The sequence below is a fragment of the Pseudoalteromonas byunsanensis genome (genome assembly GCF_001854475.1).
Lineage (GTDB): Bacteria > Pseudomonadota > Gammaproteobacteria > Enterobacterales > Alteromonadaceae > Pseudoalteromonas > Pseudoalteromonas byunsanensis.
Genome location: NZ_MNAN01000035.1, coordinates 95,460 through 110,758 on the forward strand (window position 1 = coordinate 95,460; position 15,299 = coordinate 110,758).

Genomic DNA, 15,299 nt, shown 5'->3' on the forward strand with positions numbered 1-15,299 from the left:
GTTCATCTCCAGTACGACCCACCATTTAATCACAATCAATCTCTTTTTCTAATCCCTTCCTAAATATCTATTACCAAGCATCGCCACCCTTTTAACTAAAAGGCGAAGCTCACTGGTTCATCTCCAGTACGACCCACCATTTAATCACAATCAATCTCTTTTTCTAATCACTTCCTAAGTATCTATTACCAAGCATCGCCACCCTTTTAACTAAAAGGCGAAGCTCACTGGTTCATCTCCAGTACGACCCACCATTTAATCACAATCAATCTCTTTTTCTAATCCCTTCCTAAGTATCTATTACCAAGCATCGCCACCCTTTTAACTAAAAGGCGAAGCTCACTGGTTCATCTCCAGTACGACCCACCATTTAATCACAATCAATCTCTTTTTCTAATCACTTCCTAAGTATCTATTACCAGACATCGCCGCCCTTTAAATCCTTAAATCCTCTATCATTTGTGGGTCCGTTATAAACATTTCTACGCTTTACTAAAACACCGTGTTTTATGTGCCCAGAGTATTTATGAGTTCTAGCTCGTCGTGGAGTGAAGCTCATTAAACATAAAAACTAATACTTTTTAGTGATTTGCTTTCATCAAATTACTCTAAATATTTTAAATCCATGGATAAGCGTCTAGACTTGGAACAGGTCTTTCATCAGAAGTAGCTTTAGTAAGTGAGTATTCAGCCCTTTGTTAATTCCAAAATTTTGATTGTTGAAGAGCAGCCACTCGCATTGAGTTACATGAGACGCTCCCTAGAACAATTAAGTTTCAGAGATATGCAGTTTGCAGAAAATAGCGCTGTTGCTAAAGAGCTCTGCAAGACTCATAACTTTGAACTGATCATCTGCTCATTTGACTTAACCCACGGGCAGGACGGTTACCAACTCTACGAAGAACTCAAGCATAAAAAGCTGATTAAAAAGACCACAGCATTTATTTTCGTTTCTGCCGAAACCAGCCCAACCGTTGTACACAGTATTTTGGAGCTTAACCCTGACGAGTTTTTGGTAAAACCATTTTCAATTAAAGAGCTAAAAACACGAATAGACAGAGTGCTTAGGCGTAAAAATGCTCTCAAAAACATCTATGCATACATTGATGACGGTAACGATGCCAAAGCGCTCAAGCTCATCGATAATGACTTAGACAAACAAGATCATGCATATAGTCCCATCCTATTGAAGTTAAAAGGAGAGATATTACTGCGCCTGAAACGCATTGATGATGCTAAACACTTTTATAAGTCAGCGCTGGAGCTACAAAAGTTTACATGGGCAAAAGTGGGCTTGATAGAAGCGCTTGTCATGAACAACGAAGACGCTATTGCACAAAGAATGCTTGCCAGCTTGCTAGAGCAACCAGAAACTCGCCTCGTTGCCCTAGATTTACTGGGTAGGCTTGAAATAAAATTAAATTTACTAGAGCAAGCGCAGCAACGACTAAAAGAAGCCTCACTCATTGCACCACGTAATATTGATAGACAAAAATCGCTGGGGCGTGTGGCATCGCTTAACCATGATTATGAATGTAATTATAATGCGATGAAAGACATAGCCCACTACGCTAAGAATTCGATTCACGATGGGCCAGAGGTATATTTAAACGCAGCTAGGGCCGGTATTGACTTTGCATTAACAACGGATCAGGCCGAGTTAATTAACCGTATTACGAGGCAAACCCAGCAATATCTTGGGGATTTAAAAAAGCAATTTCCAGATGCCACAAATCAAGAGCAGATTGATGTGCTCCATGCACGTATTCACTATTTAAAAGACGAAAACAAAAAAGCTCGTCAGTTAATAGAACAGTTAGATGATGAACCAAGCATTCGCTCTGTTGATGCAGCTTTAGACAAGGCTAAAGCTTTTCATGAGCTTGGTTTTCACTCCAAGGCACAAGATTTGTTCGGTCAAATAATCGAACATTGCAAGCGTCACAGGCAAGTAAGTGACCCCATCACCATGCGTTACATACAGCAGCAACAAGACGAACGACGCGACATTACCATGGGCCCTAAAGAGCTTAATAACCACGCCGTTACTCAGTTTAAAAAGGGTCAATTGGAAGTAGCTATGGAAGCTTTTGCACAAGCATTTAGAATAATGCCAAAAAACCCCAGCATAGCCTTAAACCTGCTGCAATGTATGTTAGATCATACGGGAAAAAGTGGACAAACTTTTAACTCTGCACTGGCTAAAAAATGCTACACCACATTAAGTAGCATGTCGCTTGATGCCGAACAACATACTCGCTTCGCAAAAATACTCTCACATATGCAAGAGCTAGGCCTGACGCTTGACTAAAGCTTCTTCATAGACAACGCATTCACACAATAACGCAAGCAACTTGGCGGAGGCCCGTCTGGAAATACATGCCCTAAATGCGCATCGCACACATTGCATACTATCTCAACACGTTGCATACCATGGGAACTATCACCGATATAAGCAATGGCATTACCTTGCGCGGGTTGCGTGAATGAAGGCCACCCCGAACCACTTTCGAACTTTTCGTCACCATCAAATAATACATTGCCACAACACGCACATGCATACTTTCCTGATTCAAACACACTACAACTACCACTACTAAAAGGCCTTTCAGTCCCTTTATGACGGGTAATATAGTAAACTTCCTCATCAAGTTCACTTTGCCACTGCTGTGGTGTTTTCTCTACTCTGTGACTAGGTTCGGGGTTACCATTGTTGGCAAAATTTAAAATATCGCGCCATTTAAGCATAACGGTTCCTTATTTTGTCTTACTTTGCTGCTCAGGCTCAGGCCAGTCGTTAAAGAAGCAGCCCAAATATTTGCTTTTTAGTAAGTATAGGATGACCCAAACTAACATCACCATTTGCACCGCAATATACATTGAAAATTGATAATGGCTTTGTGATGCCTGCATCGTCAGCCAAGTTAAATCCGCTATCGCAGTAAACAACAGTGGCCAACGCATATAACGCCAATATTTAGCGAGCTTTTGTGAACTACTAGGGCGACGCAGTGAAAAAAACACCGTCGGCACCAACGCTATCGCACCAATACCTAAAGACACAAAAAAATGCGTTTTTGATTGGAAAAACAAAGACATTAAATCTAAATCAGGGCGACGCGCAAGCGCTGAGAAAACCCAAAGCAAATAGGCTCGCAATAGCACAACCAAAGTTAAATTAAATCCTATCGGTGTACGATACACTCCGTACTTATCCCAGTATTCTGGGCCATACTGCTTCATTTTGTTCTCCAACCACCGACTCGTATTCAATTTGAATGTACTATTTTAGATTAATCCGAAATGGAGGCTTTTTTAACATTATTCAAGGCCATAATATGATCACTTTACCATTTATGGTTACTGATGACGAAAACTTCCCACTGGCGTAATATGAGCGCTCTCTAAGTAACGACTTTCAAATGAATATTCGGTTGACTCCTCCAAGACTTAGCCATAATGTTTGTAACCATGTTTGGTATTAGCACAAAGTTACCAAATCTGAGCACTGTAACCTTGGAGCGCCTTTTTGAAAATAGAACTATCTACCACCCCCACACCGCAACAGCTCTGCGCTATTAGCAAAGGTATCGCTGCGTTTAATGCTCAATATATGCAGTGTGATGGTGAGTTTGACTCTGGGTGTCGTTTTGTCATTACGGTGCAAAATGAAGCAGGAGACATCATAGGTGGACTACAAGCCAGTATCATCTGGAGTTATTGCTTACTTGAACTATTGTGGCTGTCAGAACACACTCGCGGGTTAGGTATCGGGTCAAAGTTGATGCAACGTTTAGAAGAGTTTGCCAGCAGCAAAGGCCTGCACCAAATCCGCACCGAAACATTAGACTTTCAAGCCAAACCCTTTTACGAAAAGCTAGGTTACCAAGTGTACGGTGAGCTTGCAGACACCCCGCCAGGACACACCAGCTACTTTTTAGTTAAGAACCTATGACCAAAACAGCCATTGAAAGAAACCCCTTCTTTTATGCTTTGCGGGTAAGCTTAAGTGTCGGCCTGTCGTTACTACCATTTTTTTGTGATCGTTGATTACTTTAAATCAGGTGAGTTAGAGGTAGCTCGTTCTTTTACAGGGAATGTGATGACGCTGACTGCATGTACCGTAGTCTGTTTCTGTGCGGGGTTAATGACAAAGTATAAAGATGCTAGAGTCACCCGCCAAAAAATGAATGAGCAACAGAAAAATTGGTATCGATTCAAATTCACCCTACTACCTGTGCTAAGTACAGTGTTAATAAACACAGTAGCAACATATGAAAATGAGTTTGGTCATACCTTAGCCCCTTTTACCATAACCGATTTCATAATTTGGTTTATGGTTGTAAATAGTGGCTTCTTTGTTATTTTTTCAGCTCTATTTTGGTATCTATCAGGAAAAGCATGGGAAGAAAACAATCACCAATAAAGGTTACTAACCCTTGCGAGGGCTGGTACTAAAAAGTGCAGACTGGGCCTTCATGCTATGCGCTTAACAGATCCTGACCTTCGTCAGGAAGACGAGATGCTTGTTTGAGCAATGCCGTCTTCCTAATGGGTCTTGCCATTGTGAACTTGTTTCAGGATCTCATCACCTTAAGCGAGTAGTGTTAAGAGCGTGTCTGCACTTTTTTAAAGCGCTCTTCGTTACTCATACTGTGCAAATAACGCTATCAGTGCATCTTCGTCGAGCACATCAATACCCAACTCTTGCGCTTTGGTAAGCTTGGAGCCGGCCTTTTCGCCAGCCACCAGCGCATGTGTGTTTTTAGATACACTGCCAGAGACTTTTGCGCCCAGCGCTTGTAGCCGCGCCTTTGCATCATTTCTGTTTAGCTGGTTTAACGTTCCCGTCAATACATAGGTTAAGCCCGCCAGCGGCTGTTGCTGCTCAGATTTTTGCTCTATGTCTGGCCAGTTTAAACCAACTTCCAACAGTGCGCTCACAACCTCTTGGTTATGTGGTTCGTTGAAAAACGCATGCAGGTGTTTAGCCACGATAACGCCAACGTCACTGACCTCTTGTAAGGCGTCTATCGAGGCACTCATCACCTTTTCAAGGGTCAAAAAGTGATTTGCTAAATTCTGTGCCGTAGCTTCACCCACTTCGCGAATACCTAACGCATACAAGAACTTGGCTAACGTAGTTGTTTTCGCAGCTTCTAGAGCCTCCACAAGGTTTTTCGCTGACTTGGGCCCCATCCGCTCAAGAGATTCAAAATGCCCTTGTTTTAACACGAATAAATCTGCGGGAGTATGCACCAGCTCTCTATCCACCAATTGCTCGACAATTTTGTCACCAAGGCCATCCACATCCAATGCCTTACGAGAGGCAAAGTGCTTAATTGCCTGTTTACGCTGTGCCTGACATACCAAACCACCGGTACAACGTGTGACGGCTTCGCCTTCGATACGCTCCACATGCGAATCACACACCGGACACTGCTCTGGAAACTCAATGTCACGGGCATGCTCAGGACGTCGGTCGATGACCACCTGTGTCACCTGAGGGATCACATCCCCTGCTCGGCGCACAATCACGGTGTCACCAATTTTTACCCCCAAACGGTCTATTTCATCGCGGTTATGTAAGGTCGCATTCGATACGGTCACACCACCTACAAACACCGGCTCAAGCCTTGCTACAGGCGTAATTGCCCCAGTTCTGCCCACCTGAAACTCAACATCTAACAGTTGCGTGATTTCTTCTTGGGCTGGAAATTTAAATGCAATCGCCCAACGTGGCGCTCGTGCCACAAAACCTAATTGTTCCTGATAAGCCTTATCATTGACTTTGATAACCACACCGTCGATTTCATAAGCCAGTTCTCCACGACGTGTTAAAATATCTTGATAATATTCAAGTACCTGCTGTGTTCCCTCAACGAGGCGAGTCTCAGGGCACATGGGGAAGCCCCACTCGGTAAGCTTTTTGAGTTGTGCAAAGTGCTCATTAGGCAATTTCGCCCCCTGCACCACTCCCATCGAGTAGGCATAAAACATCAAAGGCCGCTTAGCGGTAATTTTTGAGTCTAGTTGTCTCAGGCTACCCGCCGCTGCGTTACGTGGGTTCGCGAAGGTTTTATCACCTTTTGCTGCGGCGGTTTCATTTAACCGCGCAAACCCTGCGCTATCCATAAACACTTCACCACGCACTTCTAACTCTTGAGGAATATCCTCACCACGCAAGCGCAGTGGAATATTACGAATGGTTTTAACATTCTCGGTAATGTTTTCACCCACTTGGCCATCGCCTCGGGTTGCCGCCTGAACCAACACCCCATCACGGTATAAAATCGATACCGCCAAACCATCCAGCTTAGGTTCACAGCAAAACGCTAACTCTTGAGTACTTAATAAGCGCTCTTTGATGCGTCGATTAAATGCCGTAAATTCAGCCTCATCAAATGCATTATCTAGAGACAGCATAGGTACTTGGTGCTGGACCTGCTCAAACTTACCCAATGCTTCTCCGCCGACTTTTTGCGAAGGAGAGTCCGCAGTTAGCAACTCGGGATGGGCCGTTTCAAGGGCAATAAGTTCTCGCATTAGGCGGTCATATTCTGCATCCGGCACCGTGGGGTTATCCATCACATAATATTGGTAATTATGTTCTTCCAACTGCGCCCTTAGGCTGAGGATTTGATTATTAATTGACTCTGACATTGGCACCTCTAAAACACAAAAGCCACGAACGCACTTCAAGGCTTCGTGGCTTAAAAAATAATAACTTATAAATAATCGGGATTATGAAAATTCACGCACCCTTTCAACATAGGCGCGCACAGTGTTCACACTCAAAGGCTCACGATTGCCGTCTAAGACGGTTGCACCAAACTCATCGGCTAGCTTCTTGGCCGCACCATGTAACATGTTAAATGCAGCTAATCCATCACCGTCGCACGGCAACGTCATAAACAAACTAACCCCTGCGGTACTGAACTGTTCCATATTATCAATATCAAACGTTCCTGGATTAAACATATTTACCAATCTGAACAATACAGGGCCGTTGCCCGAAGGCTCAACATGGCGGTTAAAAAAGCCTTCTTCTGAATATTTAAAGCCTAGGCTTAGTACCGAAGGCAATAAGCGAGAGCCTGCCATGGTCAGCCCTTCCGGCATCTCGATGTGCAAAATAATAAAGTCTTGAGGCTCTTGTGCAGGCGGTGCCTGCTCATCATCTGCTTCATCATGTTGAACCGCTTGCGCTTCATTCGCGGTGGCATGTGTTAAATTGCCCTCTTCATGGTGAGGTTCTTCGTCCGTCGCAGCAAAGCTTAATTCTCCGATTTCAGGTTCATCATCAAATGTTGCTTTGGCTGTGTTTGGCTCATCGCTAGGCTCTGCTTTGCTTGTTGGCTGCATAGATTCTTCGCTGCCTTTTTTGCGTACCGACCAAAGCCCATGGATCAACAGTCCACCAATCACCAACGCGCTGATCACAATTAACGCCCATCTTAATTCTGTGGCCATCACTCACCTTTTTTATTATTACGCTTGTGCCATTTGCACTGCTTGTTCAATATCTACCGCAACCATACGAGAAACTCCAGGTTCTGCCATGGTTACCCCGGTCAACCGTCCAGCCATTTCCATGGCTATCTTGTTATGGCTAATATATATAAATTGCACCGTTTGCGACATTTCTTCAACCAGACGACAAAACCGTCCAACGTTGGCATCATCAAGTGGCGCATCAACTTCATCGAGCATACAAAATGGTGCAGGATTAAGTCTAAATATAGAAAACACCAATGATAATGCGGTCAGCGCTTTTTCTCCACCACTTAACAGATGAATTGTCGAGTTTTTCTTTCCTGGAGGCCTTGCCATGATAGAAACGCCACTTTCAAGCAAGTCGTCACTGGTCAATTCTAGGTACGCACTGCCTCCACCAAACACTTTGGGAAACAACTCTGTCAAGTCTTCATTAACTTGATCAAAAGTTGATTTGAACCGTGTTTTGGTTTCTCGGTCGATTTTTTTGATAGCCCCCTCAAGGGTATCCAATGCCGCTGTTAGGTCCGCCAGTTGGGTATCTAAGTATTCTTTTCTATGTTTTGCCTGCTCAAACTCATCAATCGCAGCAAGGTTAACTGCACCCAATTCAGACAAACTTTGGCTAACTTTGTTTAACTGTGTCTGGTGTGTTCCGTGTTGAGCATCATCACTAAGCTGATCCAACACACTTTTTAAGTTTTGTTGGAGCTCCTGCAAAGGTTCTAATGCTGCCTGTGCTTTGATCATTAAACCTTGCTCATCCAATTTAAGCTGCTGTAATTGTTCATTTAGTACTTGAACTTCAGACTGCGCATTTTTCAAACTGGCTTGTTTTTCTTGCAGTTTAGCCTTTGCCTCTGTGAGCTGTTGTTGCAACTGTTCAAGCATCTTTTGCTGCTCTTCATGAGTTGCTAGTAGTTGAGCAATATTTTCATCGGCTTCGGCCAGTGGCTCTTGCAACATCATCTGCTCTTCCAACAACTCTTGCAGACGAGTTTGTCCCTGCTCAAGACTCTGCTGAAGATGCTCAGCTTTTGATTGGCTCAACTGCCAGTCGCTGTTAGTTTGTTGCTGTACGAGCTTTGCATCATGCAAATGCTGCTGTGCCTTTTGTTTGGCGGTTGAAGCAAGCTGCTGGGCATGTTTAGCCTGCGCAAACTGCTGTGCAAAGCTCTCAGCTTCTTGCTCAAGCTGCGCCAAGTGTTCATCACATTGCATTAACGCTTGCTGACAGTCCTGCTGTTTTTGTGCCTGTAACTCTTCTTTGGCTAACGTTTGTTGCTGTTGCACCTGCAATACTCGGCATTGCTCTTGCCATTGCACAACTTGTTCGTTGAGCATATCAATTCGAGTTTGTGAGCTGGCCATATCTTGAGCTAGCTGGTGAATTTGCTCTTTGTTTTGCTGTTGGACACGCTCGCTTTGTGCAAGTGTCACGTTGATCTCACTGAGTTCATTTTGTACTTGTTCTTGCTGACGCTCAAGCTCTGGCTGTTGGTGCTCAAGATCTCGCAACTTGGCATGTTGCAATAGTACGCTACTTCCCTGCTGAGCTTCCTTTAGACTTGCTCGCCAGTTTTTCCCGTACAAAGTACCTTGCATATCAACCGCCATTAACCACTGACCATCAGGTTGATAAGGTTGACTACCTTCAAGCAACTGAATGTGATTTAGTAAAGCAGGATAACAGCCAGAGTCTACCACTTTAGCCACACTACCATCTGGCAACTCACCTTCGAAAGGCCACACCGCGTCCTGGCTTTCATAGGAGGTTTGCTTAAGCTCTGTAAGACCCATCAATGCTCGCTCAACGATGCTTTCGTAGCCTGGCTGCACGCGCAAAGAAGTCAAATAACTCTCTCCATCACTGCCGCTTTGTTCCGCCAGCACTTGCGTGAGCGCATTAATATTCGCAGTACAATTTGCATAGTCGGATTGGCAACTCTGAAAGCGTTGCTGTAGCTGCTGCTGTTGAGTTTGTAACTGAGTAAAGTGCTCAGAAAGCTCTTTTGCTTGGGACTGTAAACGGGCCATACTTTGCGCTTTACTGCTATAAGATTGACGCTGTTGCTCCAATTCCGCTTCTGGGTTTTGCAGTTCAAGCTGCGCAAGTTGCTCTAAACAGACCTGATACTTTTCTTGTTCATGGATCACAGACTGTCGAGCCTGTGATAAATTCTGCTGTGCTTGATGTTGCTGCTGCTGAGCCTTTGATTGCTTTGTTTGCAAAGCCTGCTGACGCGTTTCAAGTTCACTATAGCCCTCTAACAAAGATTGGTGTCTTTGTTCACATTCTTGGTACTGTGCTTCGTAGAGCAGTACTTCTTCAACACTTTGCTGTAGTGTATCGTGATACTCATCGACCCGCTCTTTTTGCTGTGCTAGTAAGTGTTCTGCTTCTCGATAGGCTTGCTGCTGTTTATCTACCGCTTCTTGTAACGAACGCAATTTATCCATTAAATGAATTTTTTGCTGCTCGCTACGTGTTAATTCGGTATGGGTAGCATGGATGCTTTGCTGTTGGGCACTAACCCCATCGGTGATGTGTATCACTTGCCCCTCAAGGCTTGCCAGAACATCATCATGCCCACCATGGGCATTATTTAAAAAATCCAGTTCTTGTGTGAGTTTCGCAATTTGTTCAGACTTTTGCTGTTGCTTTAGGTGTAACGTTTGCCACTTTAGCACCGCAAGTTCACCCTTTAAGGTACGCTCTTGTGCTTTTAAGCTGCGATACGATTTAGCATCCTCAGCTTGCAAAGCTAATTTGTCTAACTGTATCTGCAATTCCTGTCGCATATCCAACAAGCGCTCTAGGTTTTCTCTGGTGCTCTTGATTCGAGTTTGTGTTTCTCTGCGCCGCTCTTTGTATTTAGAAACACCAGCGGCCTCTTCAAGAAAGACTCTCAGTTCCTGTGGTTTACTTTCAATGAGCCGAGAGATCATACCCTGCTCGATAATGGCGTAGCTACGTGGGCCCAACCCTGTGCCTAAGAAAATATCAGTAATATCTCGCTTGCGACACTTACTGCCATTTAAAAAATAGAGTGACTGTCCGTCTCTGGTAACCAACCGCTTTATCGCAACTTGATTTCTATCAGCCAAGGTTCCCGGTAACTTTCCAGCTGCATTGTCAAAAACCAGCTCTACTGAGGCTTGAGAGATGGCTTTACGATTAGTAGAACCGTTAAAAATAACATCGGTCATTGCATCGCCACGCAGATTTTTTGCTGAGCTTTCACCCAGCACCCAACGCACCGCGTCAATCACATTGGATTTGCCGCAGCCATTGGGGCCGACCACACAGGTCATTGGATCTGGAAATGGGATCTTGGTGGGCTCAACAAAGGATTTAAAGCCCGCCAACTTGATACTGCTTAACCGCATATTGTTATTTTTATCCGCTACTTAAATGAAAGATAGCAAAGTACATGATAAAAATTAACTACCACGCTTAATGTTATCCAAAATAATGCCCGTTGCCATAGCAACATTTAGAGACTCAGCTCCACCAAACGCAGGAATGGTGATAGGTGAATTAACATATTTACCTACTTGTTCGCTAATACCATGAGACTCGCTACCCATGACCAAAACGCCTTTGGCCTCAAATTGAGTGTTGTGAACACTTTTTCCGTCTAGATAGGCACCATAAATTGCGCCATCATAATGCGCTAAAAACTCGACCAGATTAGTTCGTACTACATTCACTCGGACAAACGACCCCATTGTTGCACTGATCACTTTTGGATTAAGGTGATCAGCACATTCCTCGCTGAGCACAACTTGCTTAAACCCATACCAATCAGCAACGCGAATGATAGTCCCTAAGTTGCCAGGGTCTGATACACCGTCGAGCGCTAAAATCATGCCTGAGTTATCAACCGGTTGCGTGTCAGGAAATTTTACCACCGCAATTGCAGCATTGTTACTCGTTAACGTACTGGCTTTGGTTAAGCTATCACTATCCGCCTCAATGACGTTAACACCTTCTAACCGTGAACGGTATTGGGCGATGAACTCAGCGCTGGCATACAGCTGCTCGGCTGGCATATCCGCTGCCAGCAACTCCAATACATTCTTCTCCCCTTGTACCAGATACAAGCCGTGTTGTTTGCGATATTTTTTCTGTGCTAGAGCACGCAAGAGTTTTAGTTGATTTTTAGAGATCATAACAGCCCCGATAAATGAACAACGAATTATACCTGAGGCAGAGAAGATTGCGAGAACTCAGCACTACGTTCACTTTTTGAAAACACTTAATAACTTACGCCGTTGCATACATAAAAAGTCGACACCAATAGTGAGCTCTCGCTGATTCAACCTCAAATCAAAAGTAGAGATAAAAAATTAAAATTTTATTGACCCTAAAAAAGCAACGAACAATCTAAAAATGACAAAAAACCTATATAAATGAAAGCTCACTAAAAACTATTTAATTAATCAAAACAATTAATTCCTGTACCCAAAAAACATACATTGACGAACTAAAGTCAACGCGTTATTGTCCTGTGGAATTTTTTAAAAGGAGAATTAATCATGAAAAAAACCAGTATCGCTATTATTTTGTCAACATTAGCATTTTCATCATTCGCAAACGCTGCAGCTTTAGATGTAAGCATCACTGAAAAGCCACGCCCAGGTTTACCTCAGGCAAGATGGACTGATGTATATGTAGGCGAGCAAGGCACAGGTAATGCAAAGTTTGATTACACTGTTTCAAACTATTCGGTGTCGTTCAACTGGGTAACGAACGAAGGTGTAAGTGGCGGCTGTAATATTTATTATGATGTAAACAGAGACAGTTCAACTGACTTTGCTTATCAAACAGCTAAAAGAAGATATAACAACACCAAGCAAATATTAATGAATCTAAAAGCGGGTGATCATTTATTTATTCAATCTGCCTTCAGTAGTAACACTGCACCATGTGAAGTTACTTTAAAGCATAAAATTGGTCATTAATTTATTGACTAGAAAAGCGAGGCTGTGAGCCTCGCTTTTTATTTTTCTGTTATCTACAAATAATACTATCTATAAGTTATCTAAAAGTAGCAGTTACTTCTTCTGAGCAGATGTTTTCACCAACACAAATCTTATAGACATACTGCTCTTGCGTGGCTTGACGAATGAAGTCACGGTATGTGCCTGTATTATCGGTTGTATCTATCTGCACACCGTCACGGAACACATCTACAGTCTCAGATGTCGCACCTTGATACGATAGCTCAATGCGCGCGTAGCCAAGACGTGTTTTGTTGGTACGCTTCACTTTAAGTTCTAGTGCCGCATCAGCAACAGTCACTGACTGAACGAGCGTGCTTGTTCTGCCACCCTCATCTGTTACGCTAAGCGATACATCATACGTGCCCGCTGCCGCATATGAATGCATAGGGTTTTGCTCATTAGACGTGTTGCCATCACCAAAGTCCCAAGCCCAACTTGCAATATCGTTATTTGCATCTGTACTGCTGTCAGTGAATGTTACATTTAACATATCTGCTGCATAGCTAAAGCCAGCTACAGGTTCAGCAGGTGCAACATCACCTAAGCCCGTTAACGTTAATGACCATTGGTTTAGCGTACCCACATCTTGAGCATAAGTATCTTCTACACGTAACACCCAGTCACCCGTCGCCACTTCACCATTGAATGCATCTGATGCAAATGATTGATTGATGTCATCAGCACTACCACCAGCTTGATTATGCAATACCGCAGTTGTGCCCGAAGGGGATGTTAAGCTAACGATCAAGTCGCCAATATAAGTATGTGTGATGTCTAAGAAGGTGCTTGAACCAAAAATAGTTACCTCATCTGCAACCGTGATCACAGAAGTAACCCCTGCAGGGTCGTTATCTGGGATATCTGTGCTGGTGTCATTGCTGTAGTTAAACTCGCTAAGGCCCTGAGGATAGACGTATACAGAAACGGACTTAGTTTCTACTAGTTCACCACTAGTTGCTGTAACCGTGAATGTATAACTACCCCATTGTGTATCTTGTGTGGTTGGTACCGTTAGTGCAAAACTTTGTCCTGGTTGAACGATTTCTGAGGACAACATTGCACCAGGCAGCTCACTTTCTACCGTCAACGCAATCTCACCAGTCCAATCTGCTACAGACAACACATCGAAGTTGTAGTTTGCGCTTTCACCAGCGGTGATATCTTGCGAGCTTGGAGTCGCAGACAATCTAAATCCTGGCTCTGGATCTGCCGCTTCGAGGGCATTCGCCACATTTAAACGCTTACCTGAAACAACTTTACCGTTAAGCGCTGCATTGTCATCTCCTGAGTCCATTAACACAGCTTTTAACTCTGCAGTTGTAAGCGTCGGATTGACTGACAAGGTCAATGCAGCTGCACCAGCAACATGTGGTGTCGCCATAGATGTACCAGAATAAGAAGAATAACCGCCACCTGGTACTGTCGACAAGATAGCAGAACCAGGCGCACCTAAGTCAACACTGGTTAGGCCCCATTGTGAGAAACTAGACATATCATCGGTATGCGTGGTGCTTGCTACAGCTAATACTGACTCATGTTCATAACTTGATGGGTAATGTGGTGATGCATCATTATCTACCGCGCTGTTACCCGCCGCCGCAACAAATAAAATACCAGCTTCTTCAGATGCTGTAAGGGCATCAGCCAATGCTTGGCTAAAACCACCACCACCCCAGCTATTGTTTGAAACGCGAACATCAACACCCGCCTCACGCAAACCAACTAGATAATCAATACACTTGATTGCATCAGAAGTTGAACCACTGCCAGAGGCATCTAAGAATTTACAACCAACAATAGAAACTTCATGGTTTACACCCACTACACCCGTGCCATCATTACCTACCGCACCAATGGTACCGGAGACGTGTGTGCCGTGACCTTGGTCATCCATAGGGTCACCAGCGCCAGTGATAGCGTTAATGCCGTGAACATCATCAATATAGCCGTTGCCATCATTATCAATGCCATCTCCAGCAATTTCATTTGGGTTGACCCACATGTTAGCTGCAAGGTCTGGATGCGTGTGATCAACACCCGTATCAATCACACCGACGATAACATCACGACTACCAACAGAAATATCCCATGCTTCCGGCGCATCAATATCAGCATCCGCTGTACCACCTGTTTGACCTGTGTTGTGTAAACCCCATAGCTCGTCAAATCGTGCATCGTCAGGAATACCCATAACGCTAACTTTGTAATCTGGCTCAGCATATTCAACAGCAGGGTGCTTACTTAGCATTGCAATTGCTTCTTTATGTGAACGCTTTTTATCTAATTTAAATTTGGCTAAACGACCTTGTAAAACATAGCGATATGTATCGTCGATTTCATCATTGTTAAGGTCAGAGATTTTAGCTGCGACTAGTTTTCGCGCCGAAATACGCTGCTCTTTTGTCGAGTCTTTTTTGTATACAACGATAAGTGCATCTTCAGCGGCTGTGATCGACGGCTGTGTGTCCATTGAAACTGTCGCTTGTGAAAGACAAGGGATAAGTGCAAGTGTTAAAGCAGATAATTTTAATTTCATTGTTGGGATCCATAATAAGTTATAGTCGTTCAGCATTGGCTTTTGCCAAAGGCTCAACATCTCATGTAGCCTCAGTGACTGAGCCTACAGTTCATGAATTCCCACTTATCTAAAAAGTAACTATGAGTACTTGTGATCACTTCGTACGCACAATACTCAGTAATCAAAACATTAATTAAGCAACCTAATCAGAAAACACCAAAAATAGTGGTTCTGCAAGTACTTAGTCACAAAATCACAAAAACAGGTTAAAAAC

Annotated in this window: 11 protein-coding genes; 4 read left to right on the plus strand and 7 right to left on the minus strand. The window is 43.7% G+C overall.

Annotation, left to right across the window (positions count from 1 at the left end; genetic code table 11):
* Positions 1-679: 679 nt before the first annotated feature.
* Positions 680-2,311 (plus strand): tetratricopeptide repeat-containing response regulator, encoded by a 1,632-nt coding sequence (locus BIW53_RS16645; RefSeq protein ID WP_070993161.1) that lies wholly within the window; start codon positions 680-682, stop codon positions 2,309-2,311.
* Here the strand turns inward: BIW53_RS16645 and msrB are convergent.
* Together msrB and BIW53_RS16655 are read right to left on the minus strand one after the other, a co-directional pair.
* Entirely contained in the window at positions 2,308-2,748 is a 441-nt protein-coding gene (gene msrB, locus BIW53_RS16650; protein ID WP_070993162.1) for a peptide-methionine (R)-S-oxide reductase MsrB, read from the minus strand. The two genes, BIW53_RS16645 and msrB, sit on opposite strands and share 4 nt — an antisense overlap.
* Positions 2,749-2,757: 9 nt before the next feature.
* Positions 2,758-3,243: a DUF2919 domain-containing protein gene (locus BIW53_RS16655; protein ID WP_070993163.1), complete on the minus strand. Its 486-nt coding sequence runs from the start codon at positions 3,241-3,243 to the stop codon at positions 2,758-2,760.
* A 286-nt stretch (positions 3,244-3,529) separates the two neighbouring features.
* On the opposite strand from BIW53_RS16655, the gene BIW53_RS16660 reads away from it, so the two are divergent.
* Both BIW53_RS16660 and BIW53_RS16665 read left to right on the plus strand, forming a co-directional pair.
* Positions 3,530-3,955, plus strand: a complete 426-nt coding sequence (locus tag BIW53_RS16660) for a GNAT family N-acetyltransferase (protein WP_070993164.1) — start codon at positions 3,530-3,532, stop codon at positions 3,953-3,955.
* 192 nt (positions 3,956-4,147) lie between these two features.
* Positions 4,148-4,426: a hypothetical protein gene (locus BIW53_RS16665; protein ID WP_139158879.1), complete on the plus strand. Its 279-nt coding sequence runs from the start codon at positions 4,148-4,150 to the stop codon at positions 4,424-4,426.
* A gap of 218 nt (positions 4,427-4,644) precedes the next feature.
* Here the strand turns inward: BIW53_RS16665 and ligA are convergent, their stop codons facing one another.
* The 4 genes from ligA to BIW53_RS16685 form a co-directional block, all read right to left on the minus strand.
* Complete coding sequence (ligA, locus tag BIW53_RS16670) at positions 4,645-6,663, minus strand: NAD-dependent DNA ligase LigA (protein WP_070993166.1); 2,019 nt, start codon at positions 6,661-6,663, stop codon at positions 4,645-4,647.
* Between the two features lie 81 nt (positions 6,664-6,744).
* Entirely contained in the window at positions 6,745-7,473 is a 729-nt protein-coding gene (gene zipA / locus BIW53_RS16675; protein WP_070993167.1) for a cell division protein ZipA, read from the minus strand.
* A gap of 18 nt (positions 7,474-7,491) precedes the next feature.
* Positions 7,492-10,887 (minus strand): chromosome segregation SMC family protein, encoded by a 3,396-nt coding sequence (locus BIW53_RS16680; RefSeq protein WP_070993168.1) that lies wholly within the window; start codon positions 10,885-10,887, stop codon positions 7,492-7,494.
* 54 nt (positions 10,888-10,941) lie between these two features.
* Complete coding sequence (locus tag BIW53_RS16685; protein ID WP_070993169.1) at positions 10,942-11,673, minus strand: TrmH family RNA methyltransferase; 732 nt, start codon at positions 11,671-11,673, stop codon at positions 10,942-10,944.
* A gap of 366 nt (positions 11,674-12,039) precedes the next feature.
* Here BIW53_RS16685 and BIW53_RS16690 point away from each other — a divergent pair, with 366 nt between their 5' ends.
* Entirely contained in the window at positions 12,040-12,465 is a 426-nt protein-coding gene (locus BIW53_RS16690) for a hypothetical protein (RefSeq protein WP_070993170.1), read from the plus strand.
* 76 nt (positions 12,466-12,541) lie between these two features.
* Here the strand turns inward: BIW53_RS16690 and BIW53_RS16695 are convergent, their stop codons facing one another.
* A complete protein-coding gene (locus BIW53_RS16695; protein ID WP_070993498.1) occupies positions 12,542-15,043 on the minus strand; it encodes a S8 family serine peptidase in 2,502 nt (833 codons plus the stop codon).
* Positions 15,044-15,299 lie beyond the last annotated feature (256 nt).

Excerpts from the sequence above, each read along its gene's own strand:
- ligA (WP_070993166.1), bottom strand. The coding sequence starts at position 6,663 with ATGTCAGAGTCAATTAATAATCAAATCCTCAGCCTAAGGGCGCAGTTG.
- BIW53_RS16665 (WP_139158879.1), top strand. The coding sequence starts at position 4,148 with ATGACAAAGTATAAAGATGCTAGAGTCACCCGCCAAAAAATGAATGAG.
- zipA (WP_070993167.1), bottom strand. The coding sequence starts at position 7,473 with ATGGCCACAGAATTAAGATGGGCGTTAATTGTGATCAGCGCGTTGGTG.
- BIW53_RS16690 (WP_070993170.1), top strand. The coding sequence starts at position 12,040 with ATGAAAAAAACCAGTATCGCTATTATTTTGTCAACATTAGCATTTTCA.
- BIW53_RS16695 (WP_070993498.1), bottom strand. The coding sequence starts at position 15,043 with ATGAAATTAAAATTATCTGCTTTAACACTTGCACTTATCCCTTGTCTT.
- BIW53_RS16685 (WP_070993169.1), bottom strand. The coding sequence starts at position 11,673 with ATGATCTCTAAAAATCAACTAAAACTCTTGCGTGCTCTAGCACAGAAA.
- BIW53_RS16655 (WP_070993163.1), bottom strand. The coding sequence starts at position 3,243 with ATGAAGCAGTATGGCCCAGAATACTGGGATAAGTACGGAGTGTATCGT.
- BIW53_RS16680 (WP_070993168.1), bottom strand. The coding sequence starts at position 10,887 with ATGCGGTTAAGCAGTATCAAGTTGGCGGGCTTTAAATCCTTTGTTGAG.
- msrB (WP_070993162.1), bottom strand. The coding sequence starts at position 2,748 with ATGCTTAAATGGCGCGATATTTTAAATTTTGCCAACAATGGTAACCCC.